Source organism: Streptomyces flaveolus, from assembly GCF_000716535.1.
Classification (GTDB): domain Bacteria; phylum Actinomycetota; class Actinomycetes; order Streptomycetales; family Streptomycetaceae; genus Streptomyces; species Streptomyces flaveolus_A.
This window is the reverse complement of the sequence record NZ_JNWV01000011.1, coordinates 257,371-277,551: the sequence shown is the minus strand read 5'-3', so window position 1 is coordinate 277,551 and position 20,181 is coordinate 257,371. Positions and strand designations below refer to the sequence as shown.

Sequence of the window (20,181 nt, the reverse complement as noted above, 5' to 3'; positions counted from 1 at the left end):
GTGGGGCATCTTCCTGCGCAACCACGACGAGCTGACCCTCGAAATGGTCACCGACGAGGAACGCGACTACATGTGGGCCGAGTACGCCAAGGACCCGCGCATGCGCGCCAACATCGGCATCCGCCGCCGCCTCGCGCCCCTGCTCGACAACGACCGCAACCAGATCGAGCTGTTCACCGCCCTGCTGCTGTCCCTGCCCGGCTCACCGATCCTGTACTACGGCGACGAGATCGGCATGGGCGACAACATCTGGCTCGGCGACCGCGACGCCGTCCGCACCCCCATGCAGTGGACCCCGGACCGCAACGCCGGCTTCTCGACGTGCGACCCCGGCCGGCTCTACCTCCCCACGATCATGGACCCGGTCTACGGCTAGCTGCCGTCGTCGAACCCGGCGGTGCTCGCCTTCCTGCGCGAGTACGAGGACGACCTCGTGCTGTGCGTCCACAACTTCTCCCGCTTCGCCCAGCCCACCGAACTCGACCTGCGGGCCTACGACGGGCGGCACCCCGTCGAGCTGATCGGCGGTGTGCGCTTCCCCGCCATCGGTGAGCTGCCCTACCTGCTCACCCTGCAAGGCCACGGCTTCTACTGGTTCCGGCTCACCCGAGTCGCATCCCGCATCGGCCGCCGCCGCTGAACGCCGGCGCCGAGGAAAGGACGCGTCACCATGCCGAAGACCATCACCCCCCGACCGCGCACCGCGGCCGGGCCCGACGGGCCACTGGCCTCGTTGGGCGGGCTGCTGCGCGACTGGCTGCCGAGGCAACGCTGGTTCGCGGGCAAGGACCGGCCGGTCACCGATCTTTCGGTGCTGTCCGTGACGGAGCTGTTCCCGGGGTGTCTGCACCTGCTGGTGCACGCCTCGCACGTGCCGGTGCCCACCCCCGGCGGCACTCCCCCGCCCGGGGACTGCTACCAGCTGCTGCTGGGCCTGCGTCAGCACCTCGCCCCGCGGCTGGAACGGGCGTTCATCGGGCGCGCCGTGGACGGCCCGCTGGCCGGGCTCGCGGTGTACGACGCCCTGCACGACCCGCGCTCGGCGCATCTGCTGCTGGAGCGGCTGCGGCAGCCCGGTGCGGCGGGCCCGCTGCGGTTCGAGACGGACCCGGCCGCCCACCTGCCCGGCGGTCTGCCGCCGCGGCTGCTGGACGCCGAGCAGTCCAACTCCTCGATCGTGTACGGCGACGCGTACATCCTCAAGCTGTTCCGCCGGATCCAGCCGGGTGTCAACCCGGACCTGGAGGTGCCGGCGGCGCTGACCGCGCAGGGCTGCACCCGGGTGCCCGCGCCGGTGGCCTGGTTCACCACGACCGCCCCGCGCCCGGCCACCCTCGGGGTGCTCCAGCCGTTCCTGCCGGACGCCACCGACGGCTGGACGCTGGCGCTGCGCGCGCTCGCCGCGGGCGACCACTTCACCGCCGAGGCCCGCGCGCTGGGCCGGGCCATGGCCGAGGTGCACCTGGCGCTGGCCGAGGCCTTCCCGCCGGCCGGGCCGGGCGAGAACGGCCGTACGGCCGAGGCGATGTGCGCGCGGCTCGACGCCGCCGCGCACGCCGTCCCCGGGCTGCTGCCCTACGTGCCCGGTCTGAAGGCCGCGTTCGCGGCGCTCGCCACGTGCGACACCGGGCCGCCCGCCCAGCGCATCCACGGCGATCTGCACCTCGGGCAGGTGCTGCGGGCCGGACGCGACTGGTTCGTCATCGACTTCGAGGGAGAACCGTCCCGTCCGCTCACCGAGCGGCGGGCCCCGCAGTCCCCGGTGCGGGACGTCGCCGGGATGCTGCGCTCCTTCGACTACGCGGCCCGGCAGCGCCGCCCCTGGCGACCCGAGTGGGCGCGCCGCTGCCGGGAGGCGTTCTGCGCGGGCTACGCGGTCCGCGCCGGCTGGGACCCACGCAAGAAGCACGCGCTGCTGCGCGCGCACGAGACGGACAGGGCGGTCTACGAGGTGCTGTACGAGGCGAGACACCGGCCCGACTGGCTGCCGGTACCGATGGCGGCGATCAAACGGCTCGCCGTGTGGGGAGGCTGACTCATGGCACTGAAGGACACCACGCGCCCCGAGGCCGCGGGGCCCAAGCCGCCCGCGGCCGTGGCCCTGGACCCCGCCGACCGCGGCCGGCTGCTGGCCGGCGCGCACCACGATCCGCACGCCCTGCTGGGCGCCCACCCGGTACCGGGCGGCACGCTGTTCCGGGCGCTGCGCCCGAACGCCCGGATGGTGAGCGTCGTGATCGACGGCAGTCCGACCGAGCTGCGGTCGGAGGGCGACGGTCTGTTCGCCGCCGTCCTGCCCTGCGCGGAGGTCCCGCCGTACACGCTGCTGGTGGCGTACGACGACGCCGAGCAGGAGGTGCACGACCCGTACCGCTTCCTGCCCGCCCTCGGCGAGCTCGACCTGCACCTGATCCGGGAGGGCCGGCACGAGCAGCTCTGGCGGGCGCTCGGGGCCGAGCCGATGGTCCACCAGGGCGTGGCCGGCACCCGCTTCACCGTGTGGGCGCCGAACGCCCAGGGGGTGCGGGTGGCCGGGGACTTCACGTACTGGGACGGCACGCAGTACCCGATGCGGTCGCTCGGCGCGTCCGGGGTGTGGGAACTGTTCCTGCCCGGGATCGGCGAGGGCACCCGGTACAAGTTCGAGATCACCTCGCGGTACGGGCACCGGTTCCTGAAGGCCGACCCGATGGCGCGGGGCACGGAGGTGCCGCCGGACACGGCGTCGGTCGTGACGTCCTCGCACTACGAGTGGGGCGACGCGGAGTGGATGGCGCACCGCGGTGACACGCCCGTGCACCAGGCGCCGTTCTCGGTGTACGAGGTACACCTCCCGTCGTGGCGGCCGGGGCTGACCTACCGTCAGCTCGCTGAGGAACTCCCGCCGTACGTCAAGGAGATGGGCTTCACCCACGTGGAGCTGATGCCGGTGGCCGGGTACCCGTTCACCGGGTCCTGGGGCTACCAGGTCACCTCCTACTACGCGCCGACGCCCCGGCTCGGCTCGCCGGACGACTTCCGGTACTTCGTGGACGCCTGTCACCGGGCTGGCCTCGGCGTGATCATGGACTGGGTGCCGGCGCACTTCCCCAAGGACGACTGGGCGCTGGCCCGGTTCGACGGGGACCCGCTGTACGAGCCCGGGAACGCGCTGCGGGCGGAGCACCCGGACTGGGGGACGTACGAGTTCGACTACGGCCGCACCGAGGTGCGCAACTTCCTCGTCGCGAACGCGGTGTACTGGTGCGAGGAGTTCCACATCGACGGGCTGCGCGTGGACGCGGTCGCCTCCATGCTCTACCTGGACTACTCGCGGGACTCCGGGCAGTGGGAGCCCAACGTGTTCGGCGGCCGGGAGGACCTGGACGCGGTCGCCTTCCTCCAGGAGATGAACGCCACCGTGTACCGGCGCTGCCCGGGCGTGGTGACCATCGCCGAGGAGTCCACGGCGTGGGACGGGGTGACCCGGCCGACGGACAGCGGCGGGCTCGGCTTCGGGCTGAAGTGGAACATGGGCTGGATGCACGACTCGCTGGAGTACATCCAGAAGGAGCCGGTCCACCGCAAGTACCACCACAACGAGATGACCTTCTCGATGGTGTACGCCTACAGCGAGAACTACGTGCTGCCCATCTCCCACGACGAGGTGGTGCACGGCAAGCAGGCTCTGGTGTCGAAGATGCCCGGCGACTGGTGGCAGCGGCGCGCCAACCACCGGGCCTACCTCGGGTTCATGTGGGCGCACCCCGGTAAACAGTTGTTGTTCATGGGGCAGGAGTTCGCCCAGGGAGCCGAGTGGTCGCACACGCACGGCCCGGAGTGGTGGCTCCTCTCCGACGACTACCACTCCGCCGGCGACCACCGGGGCGTGCAGTCCCTGGTGCGGGACCTCAACACGGTGTACCGGGCGACGCCGGCGCTGTGGCAGCGGGACACCGACCCGGGCGGCTTCCGGTGGGTGCTGTGCGACGCGGCGGACGACAACGTCCTGGCGTTCCTGCGCTTCGCCGCCGACGGCGGCCCGCTGCTGGCGGTGTCGAACTTCTCCCCGGTCGTCCGGCACGACTACCGCCTGTGGGTCCCCGACGTGTTGCCCGCCTGGCGCGAGGCGCTGAACACCGACGACACCCGGTACGGCGGCAGCGGCGTCCGCACCGAGGGGCCGGTCAAGCCGGAGGAGGGGTTCCTGAAGCTGACGCTGCCCCCGCTCGCCACCGTCTGGCTGACGCCGGAGGGCTGAAAGCCGCAGGTGTCGGCGGCCGTACGAGGGGCAGTCGGGGTCGTACAGACAGCGACTGCCCCTCGTGGCACGGACAGAAGGGCGGCACCACGTGCGCACCGTCGGAGTGGAGGAGGAACTCCTTCTGGTCGATCCGGACAGCGGCGACCCGAAGGCGCTGGCGGCGGCCGTCCTCGCCCATGCGGCCCAGGACGATCCCGGACAGGACGTCTTCGAGAAGGAGCTGTTCGGGCAGATGCTGGAGTTCGCCACGCATCCGCAGTCGGACATGGCGGACCTCGGTGACGAGATCGTCCGCTGCCGCAAGGAGGCGGCCCGGCACGCCGGGCAGATCGGCTGCGCGGTCGCCGCGCTGGCCACCTCTCCGCTGCCGGTCAGTCCCTCCCTCAGCGTGAACGACCGGTACCAGTGGCTGGCCGAGCGGTTCGGCATACCCACCTGGGAGCAACTGGTCTGCGGCTGCCACGTCCATGTGTCGGTGGAGTCCGACGAGGAGGGCGTCGCGGTCCTCGACCGGCTCCGTCCGTGGCTGCCGGTACTGCGCGCGATCAGCGGGAACTCCCCGTTCTGGCGGGGCCGGAACACCGGCTACGCCAGCTACCGCAGCCGGGTGTGGAACCGGTGGCCGTCGGCCGGGCCGACCGAGCCGTTCGGGTCCGCCGAGGGGTACCACCGCAAGGTGGCCGACATGGTGGCCACCGGGGTCATCCTCGACGAGGCCATGGCCTACTTCGACGCACGGCTGTCCGCCCGCTACCCGACGGTGGAGATCCGGGTGGCGGACGTGTGCCTGAGCGCGGAGAGCGCCGTACTGATCGCGACGCTCTGCCGTGCCCTCGTGGAGACGACCGCCCGGGAGTGGCGGGCGGGCCGGTCGGCACCCGACCCGGGCGTGAGCCTGCTGCGGCTGGCCGACTGGCAGGCCGCCCGGTACGGCCTGGAGGAGGACCTGCTCGACCCGTCGACCATGCGGCCCCGGCGCGCGCCCCGGGTGCTGCGCTCCTTGCTGGAGTACACGGGGGACGCGCTCAGCGAGAGCGGCGACGCGGCCCGTGCCGAGCGGGCCGTCGAGGAGCTGCTGCGCACGGGCAACGGCGCACGGGAGCAGCGCCGGCTGCTGGAGCACACCGGCAGCCTGCGGGACGTCGTCACCGAGTGCGTGCGGCGCACACAGGCCTGAGCGGGCCGGTCAGAGGATCAGTACCAGGGCGTACACCAGGAAGAAGGCCGCGATCAGGACGACCAGCAGCAGGATCAGGGTCAGCGGTGCCTTGGCCCAGCCTCTGTGCTGGACGTGCGGCTCGCGGGGGCCGGCCTCGGGCATGCTGCTCTCGGCCGGCGGGGTCTCACCGGGCGGAACTCCCCCACCTGGTTCCAGACCGGTCGTGCGCTCGGGTTCCGGATCGGGGTTCACATGACTCATGTCTCCCGAGTCCCCAGGACACGCCCACATCATCAGCCGATCACGACTTACACGTTACCGTCACCGAACGCGCTTGCCTGGGCTACATTCGAGCACCGCCGACACCGAGCCGATCGGCGGAGTGACCCTCCGTACCCCAGGAGCAGCGCATGCGGAACCTCGCCCCCGGTCCCGCCGTCGCCCCGCCGCTCACCGGCGGCCTCGCCGACAGCGTGTTCGCCATGGCGGAACGGGATCCGGCACTGCCGGTCCTCGCGCGCCGGCCCGTTCCGGCCGCTGCCGGCTGGCAGGAGGTGACGGCGGTCGAGCTGCGGGACGAGGTGGTCGACCTGGCCAAGGGCCTGATCGCCGCCGGGATCTCGCCCGGCCACCGGGTGGCCCTGATGGCCCGCACCCGCTACGAGTGGACGGTGCTCGCCCACGCGCTGTGGGCGGTCGGCGCCGAGATCGTGCCGGTCCATCCGGCTTCCTCGCGGGACCAGGTGGAGTGGATCCTGCGGGACGCGGGCTGTGTGGCCGTGGTCGTGGAGGACGAGCAGGGCGTCATGACCGTCGGCACCGTGTGCACCCGGCTGCCGCGGCTGCGGCACGTCTGGCAGCTCGACGCGGGCGCCCTGCCGGACCTCGTGGAGCGGGGCACGGCCGTCCCGTACACCACGGTGGAGTCGCTGCGGAGGATCGTGCTGCCGGATTCCACGGCGGCCGTCGTCTACACCTCCGGCACCTCGGGGCGCCCGATGGGCTGCGCGCTCAGCCACCGTGGTCTCGCCTATCCCTGTGACACGCTGCTGGCCGGCTGGGCGCACACCGCCGCGCCCCCGGGCGAGCAGCCGTCCGTGCTGGCGTTCCTGCCGTTCTCGCACGTCTACGGCATCATGATCATGCTGATGTGCGTGCGCGGCGGGGTCCTGATGGCGCACGAGCCGGAGCTGACCGGGCCGGCTCTGGCGTCGGCCCTGAGCACGTTCCGGCCGACGTACCTGTACGGCGTGCCGTCGGTGTTCGAGAAGCTCTACAAGACCTTTCTGCGCACCGCCCGACAGGCGGGCCGGGGCGCGCTGTTCGAGCGGGCCGCGCAGACCGCGCGTGACTTCGCCGCGGCGGAGGAGCGCCGGCGGCTGGGCACCGGGCCGGGTCCCGGTCTGGATCTGCGACTGCAACACGCCCTGTACGAGCGGACGGTGTACCGCAGGCTGCGGGCCGCGCTCGGCGGCCGGGTGGTGCGCGGCACCTCCGGCGGCAGCGCGCTCGACCGCGAACTGTGCCTGTTCTACGAGGGCATCGGCGTGTACCTCCACGACGGGTACGGGCTCACCGAGGCCTCCGGCGGGATCACCATGCAGCCGCTGGGCCGGGAGAAGTCCGGGACCGTGGGCCTGCCGCTGCCCGGCACCGAGATCCAGGTGGCCGACGACGGGGAGATCCTGGTGCGCGGTCCGTCGGTGTTCCAGGGCTACATCAGCGACGAGCGGGCCACCCGGGCCGCGCTGCGCGGGGGCTGGCTGGCCACCGGGGACATCGGACGGCTGGACTCCGAGGGCTATCTGACGATCACCGGGCGCAAGAAGGACATCATCGTCACCAGGGGCGGCAAGAGCGTGGCCCCGGCCCCGCTGGAGCAGCGGCTTCGGATGCATCCGCTGGTCCACCAGGCCGTGGTGATCGGCGACGACCGGCCGTGCGTGGGTGCCCTGATCACCCTGGACCCGGAGTTCCTCGCGGACTGGCGGGCCGCCCTGGCACTGCAGGGCGACCCCCAGGGCAGGGAGACCCGGGAGGAGAACGCGCTGCGGGAGGAGATCGTGCGGGCGGTGGCCTCCGCCAACAGTGCGGTGTCCCGCGCGGAGTCCATCAGGGTCTACCGTGTCCTCCAGGAACCGTTCGCACCGGACAACGGCCTGCTGACGCCGTCCATGAAGCTGCGCCGGGACGCCGTCGTACGGCACTACGCGGCCGAGATCGAGGCGATGTACCAGGCCCGCTCCCGGTCGCGGCCGGGTCCGCAGGAGCCGGCCGAGTGGGACGAACCGGACGATGTCTTCCGCTGACGAGGGCCGCGGGAGTACGACGTACGGGCGGCCGGGTCAAGGGGAGACGGATAGCCTGCGCGGCTGGGGGAACCCGCAGCGCAGCGAGAGATCAGCAACGACGACCGTTCTGGTCGGAAGAGGCCGTCCCCGGCCCCTTCCGGGCCGGGGCCGGGGAATGCGAGATGGTGACGGAGCCGCGCTGGGACGACACACCGCCCTCGGAGGAGAAGTACGAGCGCACGTTCTCCTTCCCCGGTGAGCTGCGCAACGTCACGGGGGCGCGGCTCGCGGCGGAGGAGTTCCTGTGCGCCCTCGCCCGGGACGCACCGCCGGGCGCGCACGAGTACTGGGACGACATCCTGCTGGTCGTGACCGAACTGGCCGCGAACGCGATCCAGTACGCGCCCGGCCCGTTCGACCTGCGCATGCGCCGCACGTTCGACGGTGTGCACGTGACGATGCGGGACACCAGCACGACCAAGCCGGAGCCACGGCCGTTCCACCCGCACACGGGCGGTGGCGGCATCGGCTGGCACCTGGTGCACACGCTGTGCACCCAGGTCAGTGTGGTCGTGCACGACCACGGCAAGGACATCCACGCGTTCCTGCCCTGGTGACAGGTGTTCGACGTGTAGGTGTGCGCCAGCCGGTTACTCCACCCCCCAGTGGGGGCATGCTGGTCCCCACGCGTTCGTCTGCCTGCCGTACCCAGCTGGCGGAACGGCTGGAGGAACGGTGGGATCGGAGTTGGCGCAGAGCGATCCAGGGCATGCGAACGGCGTCGAGTCGGACCGCCTGGAGCCGCAGAAAGGGATGAACACCGTGACACGACCCAGGATCCTGGTGGTTGGCGCAGGCTTCGCCGGAGTCGGATGCGTCCGCCGCCTGGAGCGGAAACTCGGCCTCGACGAGGCCGACGTCACGCTGGTGACGCCATTCGCCTACCAGCTCTATCTGCCGCTGCTGCCCCAGGTCGCCTCCGGCGTGCTCACGCCGCAGTCGATCGCCCTGTCCTTGCGCCGCAGCAAGAAGTACCGCACCCGGATCATCCCGGGCGGTGCGATCGGCGTGGATCTGAAGGCCAAGGTGTGCGTCGTCCGCACCATCACCGACAAGATCGTCAACGTGCCCTACGACTACATCGTGCTGGCCCCGGGCAGCGTGACCCGCACCTTCGACATCCCGGGCCTGACCGAGCACGCCTTCGGGATGAAGACCCTCGCCGAGGCCGCCTACATCCGCGACCACGTCATCTCGCAGCTCGACCTGGCGGACGCCAGCGACGACCCGGCCGAAAAGGCCGCGCGGCTGCAGTTCGTGGTGGTCGGCGGCGGCTACGCGGGCACCGAGACCGCGGCCTGCCTCCAGCGGCTGACGCACGCGGCCGTGCAGCGCTACCCGCGGCTGGACCCCGGCCTGATCAAGTGGCACCTGATCGACATCGCGCCCAAGCTGATGCCCGAGCTGGGCGACAAGCTCGGCCGCAGCGCGCAGGAGATCCTCAAGCGGCGCGGCGTCGAGGTCTCGCTGGGCGTGTCGATCGACAAGGCCGGCCCGGAGGAGGTGACCTTCACCGACGGCCGAGTGGTGCCGACGCACACTCTGATCTGGACGGCCGGGGTGGTCGCCAGCCCGCTCATCGCCACGCTCGGCGCGGAGACGGTCAAGGGCCGGCTCGCGGTCACCGCCGAAATGTGCCTGCCGGGCCACGACGGGGTCTTCGCGCTCGGCGACTCGGCCGCCGTGCCGGACCTGGCCAAGGGTGAGGAGGGTGCGGTCTGCCCGCCCACCGCGCAGCACGCCATGCGGCAGGGCAGGAAGGTCGCCGACAACGTCATCGCGACGCTGCGCGGGCAGCAGATGCAGCCGTACGTCCACAAGGACCTGGGCCTGGTCGTCGACCTCGGCGGCAAGGACGCGGTGTCCAAGCCGCTGGGGATCGAGCTGCGCGGGGTGCCCGCGCAGGCGGTGGCCCGCGGCTACCACTGGTCGGCGCTGCGCACCAACGTCGCCAAGGCCCGGGTGATGACCAACTGGCTGCTGAACGCGGTCGCGGGCGACGACTTCGTCCGTACCGGCTTCCAGGCCCGCAAGCCCGCCCGGCTGAAGGACTTCGAGTTCACCGACTCCTACCTGACACCGGAACAGGTCCGGGCCCGGGTGGAAGGCGCGGGCATCGACCATCCGTGACGTGACGTGGATCACCGAGGGACCGCCGATCACTTCCGTGCGGACCGGCGGTCTTCTCAGGTGACCGCGAACGTCACACGGAGGGGACACCCCGGCATGACCGAGAAGAACGTCAAGGGCCCGGCGAGCTACTTCCCGTCGATCGAGAAGAAGTACGGCCGCCCGGTCGGCGAGTGGCAGGAGCTGATCCGCTCCTCGCCGCTGACCAAGCACATGGAGCTGGTCGCCTGGCTGAAGTCCGAGCACGGTGTAGGGCACGGACACGCCAACGCGCTGGTCGCCGCCACCCTGGCCGAAGGCAGGTGAGCCGGGGCCGCGTGCGATGCTGGGTCGGAGATCGATTTCCGGCACGGGAGAGAGCACGGCGGCGTGAGGGCAGTGGGACGGTCGGGACGGGTACGGATGTGGGACCGGCTCGCGGCGTCGGACCCCGGACTGCTCCGGCTGACCGCGGGACTGCGCACGGTCACCGCGATCGCCCTCACCCTCGCCGTCCTCGCCGCGCTGCACGTCCCGGTGCCCCAGCTGGTCGCCGGGGCGATCGCGGCGATGGTGGCCACCTTCGCCATCCGGGAGAAGCAGCGCGCCCAGCAGGCCGTGACGCTGGCGGTCGGCCTGCCGGTGGCGCTGGCCTCGGTGTCGCTGGGCGCGCTGCTCAACCAACGGGTCGTCGCCGGCGACCTGTTCTTCGTCGTCCTCATCTTCTGCGCCGTCTACGGCCGCCGGTTCGGTGACCGGGGCACGGCACTGGGGCTGATCGGCTTCCAGGTCTACTTCCTGTCGCTGTTCGTGGGCGCCACCGCGTCCGTGCTGCCCGAGCTGTACGGCGTCATCTGCGTGGCGTTCGCGTGCAGCGCCGTCGCCCGGTTCGTGCTGCTGCCGCAGACCCCGGCGGGCACCCTGGACCGGCTGCGGCGGGCCTTCCGCGCCCGGCTCGCCCAGCTGCTCGCCAGCCAGGCCGAGTTGCTGGACGCCGGTCCCGACGAGGCCGAGAAGGTGCTCGCGGACCTGCGCACCGGCACCGCGCGGCTGCACGAGACGGCGTTGCTGATCCAGGGCCGGCTGGAGGACGGCACCCCGGACCCGGCGGTGGCCCGGCTGCTCCAGCGCCGGATCGCGGACGCGGAGATCGCCGCCGAGCGGCTCGGCCTGCTGCTGCTCACCGCGCGCAGCGCGCAGCGGACCGACACCCTCACCCTGCACCTGCCGGGCGCCCCGCTGCCCTCCGGCGGCGAGCTGCCGGTGCGGGACGAGGCGACGGCCGCTCTGCGCCGGAATCTGCAGGCGCTGCGGCTGCTGATGCTGCGCCCGGCCGGGGAGGCGTCGGGGACGGCGCTCGCCCAGGTGCGCAACCGGCTGCTCGGCTACCGCGAGGAGGAGAACCTGCCGCAGGCCTCGCCGGCCGTGCAGGACGTCTTCCGGGGTCTGGGCGAGGCCGCCCGGGCCGCCCTGGGCCTGCGGGTCGCCCTTGAGGGGCCGCAGGACGAGTCCGACGACACCCCGGCGACCGCCCGCTCACGCGAGGAGCTGGACGCGGAGGACGCCGCGATCGAGAGCAGCGAGGAGAGCGAGACGGCGGAGCCGGAGCCGACCGGCCTGGAACGCCCCACCACCCGGGCCGCCGTCCAGGTCGCCGTCGGCTCCTCGCTGGCCATCGCCGGCGGTGAGCTGCTGTCCACCCAACGCTGGTACTGGGCGGTGCTGACCTGCTGGATCGTCTTCCTGAACACCGCCTCCACCGGCGAGATCCTGGTGAAGGGCTACCGGCGGCTGCTGGGCACGGTGCTCGGCGTGGTGGCCGGCATCGGGCTCGCCGCCCTGGTGGGGCACCACACCTGGACGGCGTTCGCGCTGGTGCTGCTGTTCATCTTCGCGATGTTCTACACCGCGCCCCTGTCGTACACGCTGATGTCGTTCTTCGTGACGGCCATGCTGGGGCTGCTGTACACGCTGCTGAACACCTACAGCCTGTCGGTGCTGGTGCTGCGGATCGAGGAGACGGCGCTCGGCGCGGCCTGCGGGGTGATCGCGGCGGCCGTGGTGCTGCCGGTCCACACCGACCGCCGTACCAACGAGCTGCTGGTCGCGGTGCTGGACCGGCTCGCCGACGTCACACGGGGCGCCGTCGACCAGCTCAGCGGCGGGGCGGGCGGCGATCTGGTGGAGCAGGCGCGCGAGCTGGACCAGGCGCTGGCCGACCTGCGCGCGGCCACCCAGCCGCTCACGCATCCGATCACCCCGATGCGCTCGCGCCGGAACACGGCCCGCTATGTGGTGGCGCTGCTGGAGACCTGCGCGTACCACGGGCGGTCGCTCGCGGCCACGGCCGAGTTGCTGCCGACGCATCCCGCGATCGCTGCGGATCCCCGGCTGCGCGGGGCGGGCCGGCGGATCGTGCACAACATCGAGGCGATCGCCGCGCACGTCGCGGACCCGAAGTCCCCCGCACAGATCGAGACCGGCCCCAGCATCGCGTCGATGCTGGAGCCGGGCACCCTGCGCACCCCGCGCTACGGCCGCGTGACCGACCGGGTACTGCGCCATCTGCAGCGCCTGGACGAGGCCGTCTCCGGCCTGGCCCGGCCGCTGGGCCTGGCCGGCGGGCCGGCCCAGCCGCGGAAGTGAGCGCTCACCGCGGGTCGGCGCCGGGGCGGCGGCTGCCCAGCACCTCGTCACGGACGCGGGCGCAGCTACGGCTGATCAGTCGGGAGACGTGCATCTGGGAGATGCCGAGCCGGTCGGCGATGCGGCTCTGGGTCATGTCCTCGAAGAAACGCATGTAGAGAATGGCCCGCTCGCGCTCGGGCAGTCGGCGCAGCCCCTCCTTGGCGGCCTCGCGGTCGACCACGACGTCGTAGGAGGTGTCCGTGGCACCGAGGGTGTCGGCGAGGCTGTAGCCGTCGTCGCCGCTGGAGAGTTCGGCGTCCAGCGACAGGGTGCTGAAGCTCTCCAGCGCCTCCATGCCGGCGGTCACGTCCTCCTCGCTGAGCCCGGTGTGGGCGGCGATGTCGGCGACCGTGGGCTCGGGGCTGCCGGGGTTCTGGGTGAGTTCCCGCCGTGCCACCCGCACCCGGTTGCGCAGTTCCTGCACCCGGCGCGGCACCCTGAGGGCCCACATCCGGTCGCGGAAGTGCCGCTTGACCTCGCCGGTGATGGTCGGCACGGCGTAACTCTCGAAAGCCCCGCGCGAGGGGTCGAAGCGGTCGATGGCCTTCACCAGGCCCAGGGCCGCCACCTGGCGCAGGTCCTCGACGGACTCGCCCCGGTCGCGGAACCGGCCGGCGATCCGGTGGGCCATGGGGAGCCAGGCGGTGACGAGTTCGTCGCGTACGGCGTCCCGCTCGGGTCCGTCCTCCAGTTCCGCCAGCCGGACGAACAGCTCCACGGTGTCCGGAGCGTCGTCGTGGTTGCGCCGGGTGGGCGCCGCGGCGGCACCGGCGGTGTCGCCGGCGGTGGCGGTCGTGCCGGGACGGCTTGTCGACATGTCGGTCAGCATGCGGAATCGCTCCTGAACGTGGTTTCAGGGCACACGGCCGGAACTGCGGTTCCGGGTCCTGGCCCGAACGGTGGTGTCAGGGTTCGCCGCGGGTGAGCCACCGGGCCCGCCGGAAGGGGGGCCCAGGCAGCGGGACTGTCCCCGCGGGGCGCGCGCCTCCGGTCCGAAGCACGAGATTCCGTCTGCCCCTCGCCCCCACGCGCAAACGCGGTGAGCGGAACTTCCGAAACCGCTTCAGCGCAGCGGCACGAGGGCCGTGATGCACTTGCCGCCGCGAGGCAGCTCCGCCACCCGGACGTCCCGGGCCAGCCGGCACACGATGGGCCAGCCACGGCCGCCCGGGCGGGCGTGGCCGCGTTCCTCGCCGGCCGGGTCGGCGACCGGGAGGTCGTCGCTGTTGTCGCTCACCGAGACGCGGACGCCGCCGGCTTCGACGTCGACGTCGAAGCCGGTGATGCCACCCCCGTGCAGCAGGGCGTTGGTGGTGAGTTCCGAAGTGACCAGCAGTGCGTCCGCGACGGCCTCGGGAGGACACGGCAGGGCGCGGGCCCGGCACCGCTCGGTCATGACGCGCTCCACCGTTCTGCGGGCCTCGGCCGGCCGGCACGGCACCCGGCCGTGCGTCTCCGGCAGGGTCGCGGTGGAACTGGTCCGGTGCTTTTCGAGCATCCCTTCCTCCTTGAGCGGTGCCCGGATTGCAGGGTTCTCTTCACCTTTCGGCTGACCCCTGCGGGCGATGTCAAACACCCTCAGTGCCGGTGTCATCACGGCGGATCGAGCGGGTACCCGCCGGGCATGACCGATGTGGTGGACGCGGACGAGTTGTTGCGGCGGATCCGGCGGGGCCAGGAGCGCGCGGCCGAGGAGGAACGGGCCTGGCGGGAGCGGGCCCGGAGCCTGACGGCGACGGACCCGGAGGGCGCGCGGGAGGCGGCGGACCGGGCCCGGGCGTTCGAGGCGGTGCTGCGGGTGCTTGAGGAGATCGTCCGCCCGGGCGGGGGCCCGGTGCGGGCGGAAGGAGTGAAACAGGTCACCTGACCCGCTTCCGGTTACCCAAAAGTACGGCAGATGGTTTATGGTTCATCCATAAGTGACGCGGGAGCGGTGCGGAACCGTCCTTCCCCGCTCCTCGTGTCACCACATACGGCCCTGGCTGGTTTCCCCCGTCCAGCCAGGGCTTTTCGCTGCCCCGGCGCGACACGCCGGTGGAGATCCGCTCCCCTCGACGTGCTCCGGACGGTCACAGCGGCTGAAATGGGCTTTGGGAGCACTGCCGAAACGGGCTCGCCAGCCCAGCACCCGGACCGCAACCGCCGCCGGCGAGGAGTCATGCGCCATGACCAAAGCGATCAAACTGCTGACCGCCCTCCCCCAGGCGCAGCGCGAGCGCCTGATGGAGCTGGCGAAGGAGGCGTCCTTCCCGGAGGACACCCACATCTTCGAGGCCGGCGGCACCGCCGACCGGTTCTGGGTGATCCGCTCGGGCGCGGTCCACCTCGACCAGCAGGTCACCTCGCGGCAGCGGGTGACCGTGGCCACGCTGGGCGCGGGCGACATGCTCGGCTGGTCCTGGCTGTTCCCGCCGTACGAGTGGGACTTCGGCGCGGTGGCCTTCAGCAACGTACGGGCCTACGAGTTCGACGGGCCGTCCGTGCTCGGGCTGTGCGTGGAGGACCCGCTGCTCGGGCTCTCGCTGGTGCGGACGGTGGCCGAGATCCTCGCCCACCGCCTGGAGACGACCCGGGGAAAGCTGATGGAGCAGTACACGATGCGGCGGCGCAGCAGCCCGATCTAGAGGAGCGGCGCCATCGAGCCGAGCCGAGCGGTCCGGTACGTGCAGCCGCAAGGCGGAGGACGGCGACAACGCGATGGGGGTCCCCCCGCGCGAGCGCAGCCGAGCGCGGGGCAGCCGGCAGCCGACGACAACGCGGCAGATGCGCGTGCCAGGCCCCGCGACGCCGGGAGGGTCCGACAGGGCCCGGGGCATCGGGCCCGCCGGGCCCCGGGTGCGCCGGGCGCTCAGATCCGGTAGCGGCGCAGGGCCGGCACGGCGGCGGCCAGGGCCAGCATCACCACGACGACCAGGGCTCCGCCGCCCGCGACGGCGGCCCGCGGGCCGAAGGCCGCACCGGCGGTGCCGTGCAGTACGTCGGCCAGGCGCGGCCCGCCCGCGACGACCACCGTGAACACGCCCTGCATCCGGCCGCGCATCTCGTCGGTCGCGGCGGACAGCAGGATGGCGCCGCGGAACACCATGGAGACCATGTCGGCGACCCCGGCCACGGCGAGGAAGGCGACGGCGACCCAGAGGTTCCCGCTCAGCCCGAACCCGGCGACGGCCACACCCCAGCCGACGACCGCGCCGATGACCATCCAGCCGTGCCGGCGGGCCCGCGAGAAGACCCCGGAGAACAGGCCGCCGAGCACCGCGCCGACCGGGATGCCGGCGAACAGCACACCGAGCGCGAGGCCCTCGCCGTAGGAGCCGTACGTGTGCGCGGCCAGCTCCGGGAACAGGGCGCGGGGCATGCCGAACACCATGGCGACGATGTCGGCGAGGAAGGACAGCAGCAGCACCTTGTGCCGGGAGATGTAACGGAAGCCCTCCGCTATCGCGCGCAGGCCCGCCCGGCGGGCGGTGGCGCCGAGCGGCGGCAGCGCGGGCAGCCGGAAGACGGCCCACACCGTCACGCACAGCGCCAGCGCGTCGATCAGGTACAGCTCCGGCAGCCCGATGACCGGGATGAGCACACCGGCGAGCAGCGGGCCGGCCACCAGGCCGGTCTGCATCACCGTAGAGCCGAGCGCGTTGGCGGCCGGCAGCTGCTCCGCGGGGACCAGCCGGGCGATGGAGGCGGTGCGGGCGGGCGAGTTGAGCCCGAAGAACGCCTGTTGCAGCGCGAGCAGGACCATGAGGCCGACGACCGAGTCCAGACCGGTGACGGCCTGCGCCCAGAACAGCAGCGAGGTCACCGCGATGCCGATGTTGGTGACCAGCAGCAGCTTGCGCCGGTCCACCGTGTCGGCGACCGCCCCGCCCCACAGCGCGAAGACCACCATGGGCACGAGGCCCGCGAGGCTCGCGTAGCCGACCCAGGCCGAGGAGTGGGTGATGTCGTAGATCTGCTTCGGTACGGCGACCGCGGTGAGCTGGCTGCCGACGGCGGTGACGATCGTGGACGACCACAGGCGCCGGTACGCCGGGATCCGCAGGGGCCGGGTGTCCATCGCCCAGCGGCGCCAGCCGCGCCGGGGCGGGTCGTCGGCCGCCGGCGCGTGGGTCTCGGACCGGCTCTCCGGCCGGCTCTCGGGCCGGTCGGTCCCGGTGCTGCTGCTCTCGCTCGTGTCCACGGATGTCCTGGTTGCTCGTTACACCTTTTCGTTTCGAGAGCCTAACTGTCCCAGGAACTCCTGTGCGCCACGAACGAGTCTCACGATCCGGCGACCAGGGTCGCGCCGAGGGCCAGCATGGTGAGGGCGACCAGCCCGTCCAGGACCCGCCAGGCGCCCGGCCGGGCCAGGAACCGGCCGAGCAGCCGGGCGCCGAAGCCGAGTGCGGCGAACCAGCACAGGCTGGCGAACGCGGCACCGAGCCCGAACGTCCAGCGCAGTGGGCCCCGGTCGGCGGCCAGGGAACCCAGCAGGAACACGGTGTCCAGGTAGACGTGCGGGTTGAGCCAGGTCATCGCCAGGCAGGTGAGCACGGCCCGGCGGCGCGAGCCCGCCGCCTCGCCCTCCGCGCGCAGCCCGGTGCCGGGTCTGAGCACCCGGCGGGCGGCCAGGGCGCCGTAGCAGAGCAGGAACACACCGCCGACGATCCCGATCGCCCGCAGCGCGCCGGGCCAGGCGACCACGACCGCGCCGACCCCGCCGACGCCGAGCGCGATGAGCGCCGCGTCCGACAGGGCGCAGATGCCGACGACGGCGAGCACGGCGTCCCGGCGCACCCCCTGCCGCAGGACGAAGGCGTTCTGGGCGCCGATGGCGACGATCAGGGACAGGCCGGTGCCGAAGCCGGCGGCCGCGGCGGTCAGGGCGTGGTTCATGCCGTCGACGCTAGGAAACTCCTGGTCACAAGTACAGCTAAAGATTTTTACGTACCATTAGTGCTCGTGATGACCGATCTGCCTCTGGAACAGGTGCGGACGCTGCTGGCCGTGGTGGACGAGGGCACCTTCGACGCGGCCGCCGCCGCGCTGCACGTGACGCCGTCGGCCGTCAGCCAGCGGGTCAAGGCCCTCGAACAGCGCACCGGCCGGGTGCTGCTCCAGCGCACCAAACCGGTGCGGCCCACGGAGTCCGGCGCGGTGCTCGTGCGGTTCGCCCGGCAGCTCGCCCGGCTGGAACGGGACGCCTGGGGCGAGCTGGGGCTGAACGGCACCGGGGAGCCGACGCGGGTGTCGGTCGCGGTGAACGCGGACTCGCTGGCGACCTGGTTCCTGCCGGCCCTGACCAGGGTGGCGGGCCTCTGCTACGAGCTGCACCGGGAGGACGAGGACCACACGGCGGCGCTGCTGCGCGAGGGCCTGGTGATGGCGGCGGTGACCTCCTCGTCCGATCCGGTGCCCGGCTGCACGGTCCGTCCGCTGGGCCGGATGCGCTATCTGCCGGTCGCCGCCCCCGAGTTCACCGCGGCCCACCTCGACGGGCGGTCCCTGCCGGAGGCGCTGTCCCGGGCGCCCGTCGTGGTGTTCGACCGCAAGGACGACTTCCAGGACGGGTTCGCCCGCCGGCTGGGCCGCGCCTCCGCCGGCCCGTTCCGGCACCACGTGCCCACCTCGGAGGGGTTCCTGGACGCGGTCGCGGCGGGGCTCGGCTGGGGCATGGTCCCGGAGGTACAGGCCGGCCCGCTGCTCGACCGGGGGCGGCTGGTCGTGCTCGCCCCCGGCGAATGGATGGACGTCACGCTGTACTGGCAGCAGTGGAAGCTCGACTCCCCCGCACTGGCGTCCCTGGCCGAGGCGGTGACGACGACGGCGGCAGAGACACTGCGCGGCTGACCGCCGCAACCCGCCGGGACGAAGCCGTGGCGCCGAAGAGGCTGTGCCGCCGCGCCGCGCCGCTTCGGCACGGGAGCCCAGCCGGGCCGAGACGCCGTACCGCTGACCGGCGCGGAAGGCCGCCCGGGCTGGGACACCCTGGCGCAGCCCGCTCGTGGCGCCGGACCCCGGCCAGACGGGGACGCCGTACCGCTCCCGCACTGGAGCACGCAGGGCCAAGACGCCGCGCCGCCGTCCCCGCTGACCGGAACGGAACGCCGACCGGACGGGGACACTGCGGCGCACTCCGCTCCGACGGCCACCCCCGGCCAGGCCGGGACGCCGTACCGCTCCCGCACTGGAGCACGCAGGGCCAAAACGCCGCGCCGCCGTCCCCGCTGACCGGAACGGAACGCCGACCGGACGAGGACACTGCGGCGCACTCCGCTCCGACGCCCAACCCCGACCAGACCGGGACGCCATACCGCTCCCGCACTGGAGCCCGGTGGCGCGAGCCGCCGTGGCGCTCGTCGGTGCCGGAGGCCGACGGGACGAGCCGCCGTGCCCCTGCCCGCTCCCGCTGAAGCCGACGGGGCCCGGACGCTGTCCTCGTCCGGCGATCCGTCACCTCGTCGGCGCCGGACGGCCCCCGGCGGTCGGCCGGTTCGAACTCCCCGTCGCCGGCCCCCGGCAGTCGGCCGGTTCCAACTTCCCCCCGCCAACCCCTGGCGGTCGGCCGGTTCCAACTCCCCCCGCCAACCCCTGGCGGTCGGCCGGTTCGAACTCGCCGTCGCCGCCCGCCTGGTCGGGCGGTCCGGTGTCCTCCGCGCCCCGCCGCGCGGCCTGTTGACCGGGTACGGCCCCGCCGGGCCGGCGCCCCCCGGGGTGGCCGCCGCGCGCTCGTCACGCGATCTCCGCCCCTTGCGCCGTTTCACGCCCTCTTGACCGGTCACCCGAAACCGGAGAACGCGTGCGGAACGCCTCCACGACCCATCGGCGACGCATGCGACAGGCACGGACGACTTCGATTCCGAACCAGGAGATTCCGATGGACAACTGGCGCGAACATGCCGCGTGCCGCCACGAGGACCCCGATCTGTTCTTCCCGATCGGCACCACCGGACCCGCGCAGGTGCAGGCCCAGCAGGCCAAGGCGGTGTGCGGACGCTGCCCGGTCCGGGAGCAGTGCCTGGACTGGGCGCTGGACACGGGCCAGAGCATCGGGGTCTGGGGCGGTACGACGGAGCTGGAACGCCGGGCGCTGCGGCGCCGTGCCCGCTCCCGGCAGCGCTCCGGCTGACCGGCGGCCCGGCGGGGGGACTCAGCGGCCACCGCGGCGCAGGGTCCCCCATTCCCGCTCCTGCCGGCTCACCTCGTCCCGGGCCGCGTCGATCACCTCGTCGGCGATCCAGCACAGCGGCTCGACGTCGGCCACGAGCGGCTCGTTGTCGGGGCCCCGGCCCGTCTCGCGGCCCCGCAGGACCCAGGGGCGCACACCGGGGCCCTTGTCGTGCGGCAGGTGCGCGTAGTCGTAGAGGCGGCGCGCCACCCACAGCTCCACCGACCGGTCCTCCCACCAGTTCTCCACGTCGAGCGGGTTGGCGGACAGCCCGGGCATGGGGACGCCGGTCAGTTCGTCGGTGCTGGAGACGTCGTCGAGATCGGTGCCCGGCCCCTTGGACCAGCGCACGTACAGACCCCGGTGCCGTTCCACCAGGCGGGCCACTTCGGCCAGCGTGGACAAGACTGGCAGGTCGTCCGGTCCGCTCATGGCATGACCTCCCTGTGCTGCCTCCCTGTGCTGCGCCTGCGCGACCGGAGTA

General features: G+C 72.9%; 18 protein-coding genes and 1 pseudogene. 13 read left to right on the top strand and 6 right to left on the bottom strand.

Annotated elements, in window-relative coordinates:
- From OO52_RS49600 to OO52_RS14500, 4 genes and pseudogenes are all read left to right on the top strand, one after another.
- Nucleotides 1-640, top strand: a pseudogene (locus OO52_RS49600) (alpha-glucosidase C-terminal domain-containing protein); the annotation flags it as partial.
- 30 nt (nucleotides 641-670) lie between these two features.
- Complete coding sequence (locus OO52_RS14510; protein WP_030652936.1) at nucleotides 671-2,035, top strand: maltokinase N-terminal cap-like domain-containing protein; 1,365 nt, start codon at nucleotides 671-673, stop codon at nucleotides 2,033-2,035.
- Between the two features lie 3 nt (nucleotides 2,036-2,038).
- Nucleotides 2,039-4,240 (top strand): 1,4-alpha-glucan branching enzyme, encoded by a 2,202-nt coding sequence (gene glgB / locus OO52_RS14505; protein WP_030652934.1) that lies wholly within the window; start codon nucleotides 2,039-2,041, stop codon nucleotides 4,238-4,240.
- 91 nt (nucleotides 4,241-4,331) lie between these two features.
- Nucleotides 4,332-5,420, top strand: a complete 1,089-nt coding sequence (locus tag OO52_RS14500) for a glutamate--cysteine ligase 2 (RefSeq protein ID WP_030652932.1) — start codon at nucleotides 4,332-4,334, stop codon at nucleotides 5,418-5,420.
- Nucleotides 5,421-5,429: 9 nt separating this feature from the next.
- Here OO52_RS14500 and OO52_RS14495 read toward each other — a convergent pair whose 3' ends face one another.
- Nucleotides 5,430-5,663: a DUF6480 family protein gene (locus tag OO52_RS14495; RefSeq protein WP_030652929.1), complete on the bottom strand. Its 234-nt coding sequence runs from the start codon at nucleotides 5,661-5,663 to the stop codon at nucleotides 5,430-5,432.
- A 149-nt stretch (nucleotides 5,664-5,812) separates the two neighbouring features.
- Between OO52_RS14495 and OO52_RS14490 the strand changes: the two genes are divergently transcribed.
- From OO52_RS14490 to OO52_RS14470, 5 genes are all read left to right on the top strand, one after another.
- Nucleotides 5,813-7,711 (top strand): AMP-dependent synthetase/ligase, encoded by a 1,899-nt coding sequence (locus OO52_RS14490; RefSeq protein WP_030652927.1) that lies wholly within the window; start codon nucleotides 5,813-5,815, stop codon nucleotides 7,709-7,711.
- A 164-nt stretch (nucleotides 7,712-7,875) separates the two neighbouring features.
- On the top strand, nucleotides 7,876-8,310 hold the full coding sequence (locus OO52_RS14485) for an ATP-binding protein (protein ID WP_030652926.1): 435 nt from the start codon (nucleotides 7,876-7,878) through the stop codon (nucleotides 8,308-8,310).
- 196 nt (nucleotides 8,311-8,506) lie between these two features.
- A complete protein-coding gene (locus OO52_RS14480) occupies nucleotides 8,507-9,883 on the top strand; it encodes an NAD(P)/FAD-dependent oxidoreductase (RefSeq protein WP_030652924.1) in 1,377 nt (458 codons plus the stop codon).
- 96 nt (nucleotides 9,884-9,979) lie between these two features.
- On the top strand, nucleotides 9,980-10,189 hold the full coding sequence (locus tag OO52_RS14475) for a DUF4287 domain-containing protein (RefSeq protein WP_030652921.1): 210 nt from the start codon (nucleotides 9,980-9,982) through the stop codon (nucleotides 10,187-10,189).
- 96 nt (nucleotides 10,190-10,285) lie between these two features.
- Nucleotides 10,286-12,508, top strand: coding sequence for an FUSC family protein (locus OO52_RS14470; RefSeq protein WP_030652919.1), 2,223 nt, complete (start codon nucleotides 10,286-10,288; stop codon nucleotides 12,506-12,508).
- A 4-nt stretch (nucleotides 12,509-12,512) separates the two neighbouring features.
- Here OO52_RS14470 and OO52_RS14465 read toward each other — a convergent pair whose 3' ends face one another.
- Together OO52_RS14465 and OO52_RS14460 are read right to left on the bottom strand one after the other, a co-directional pair.
- A complete protein-coding gene (locus tag OO52_RS14465) occupies nucleotides 12,513-13,379 on the bottom strand; it encodes a SigB/SigF/SigG family RNA polymerase sigma factor (RefSeq protein ID WP_030652917.1) in 867 nt (288 codons plus the stop codon).
- A gap of 234 nt (nucleotides 13,380-13,613) precedes the next feature.
- Entirely contained in the window at nucleotides 13,614-14,048 is a 435-nt protein-coding gene (locus OO52_RS14460; RefSeq protein ID WP_030652913.1) for an ATP-binding protein, read from the bottom strand.
- A gap of 126 nt (nucleotides 14,049-14,174) precedes the next feature.
- Here OO52_RS14460 and OO52_RS14455 point away from each other — a divergent pair, with 126 nt between their 5' ends.
- Both OO52_RS14455 and OO52_RS14450 read left to right on the top strand, forming a co-directional pair.
- Entirely contained in the window at nucleotides 14,175-14,417 is a 243-nt protein-coding gene (locus OO52_RS14455; protein ID WP_030652910.1) for a hypothetical protein, read from the top strand.
- Nucleotides 14,418-14,715: 298 nt separating this feature from the next.
- Nucleotides 14,716-15,174, top strand: a complete 459-nt coding sequence (locus tag OO52_RS14450) for a cyclic nucleotide-binding domain-containing protein (RefSeq protein ID WP_030652907.1) — start codon at nucleotides 14,716-14,718, stop codon at nucleotides 15,172-15,174.
- Between the two features lie 224 nt (nucleotides 15,175-15,398).
- Here OO52_RS14450 and OO52_RS14445 read toward each other — a convergent pair whose 3' ends face one another.
- Nucleotides 15,399-16,730: an MFS transporter gene (locus OO52_RS14445; protein WP_030652905.1), complete on the bottom strand. Its 1,332-nt coding sequence runs from the start codon at nucleotides 16,728-16,730 to the stop codon at nucleotides 15,399-15,401.
- Nucleotides 16,731-16,810: 80 nt separating this feature from the next.
- Nucleotides 16,811-17,425 (bottom strand): LysE/ArgO family amino acid transporter, encoded by a 615-nt coding sequence (locus OO52_RS14440; protein ID WP_030652902.1) that lies wholly within the window; start codon nucleotides 17,423-17,425, stop codon nucleotides 16,811-16,813.
- A gap of 66 nt (nucleotides 17,426-17,491) precedes the next feature.
- Between OO52_RS14440 and OO52_RS14435 the strand changes: the two genes are divergently transcribed.
- Nucleotides 17,492-18,379, top strand: a complete 888-nt coding sequence (locus tag OO52_RS14435) for a LysR family transcriptional regulator ArgP (protein WP_030652899.1) — start codon at nucleotides 17,492-17,494, stop codon at nucleotides 18,377-18,379.
- A 1,027-nt stretch (nucleotides 18,380-19,406) separates the two neighbouring features.
- Nucleotides 19,407-19,658 (top strand): WhiB family transcriptional regulator, encoded by a 252-nt coding sequence (locus OO52_RS14430; protein ID WP_014670730.1) that lies wholly within the window; start codon nucleotides 19,407-19,409, stop codon nucleotides 19,656-19,658.
- A gap of 21 nt (nucleotides 19,659-19,679) precedes the next feature.
- On the opposite strand, the gene OO52_RS14425 is transcribed toward OO52_RS14430, so the two are convergent.
- Nucleotides 19,680-20,129 (bottom strand): DUF6098 family protein, encoded by a 450-nt coding sequence (locus OO52_RS14425; protein ID WP_030652897.1) that lies wholly within the window; start codon nucleotides 20,127-20,129, stop codon nucleotides 19,680-19,682.
- Between the last annotated feature and the right edge of the window lie 52 nt (nucleotides 20,130-20,181).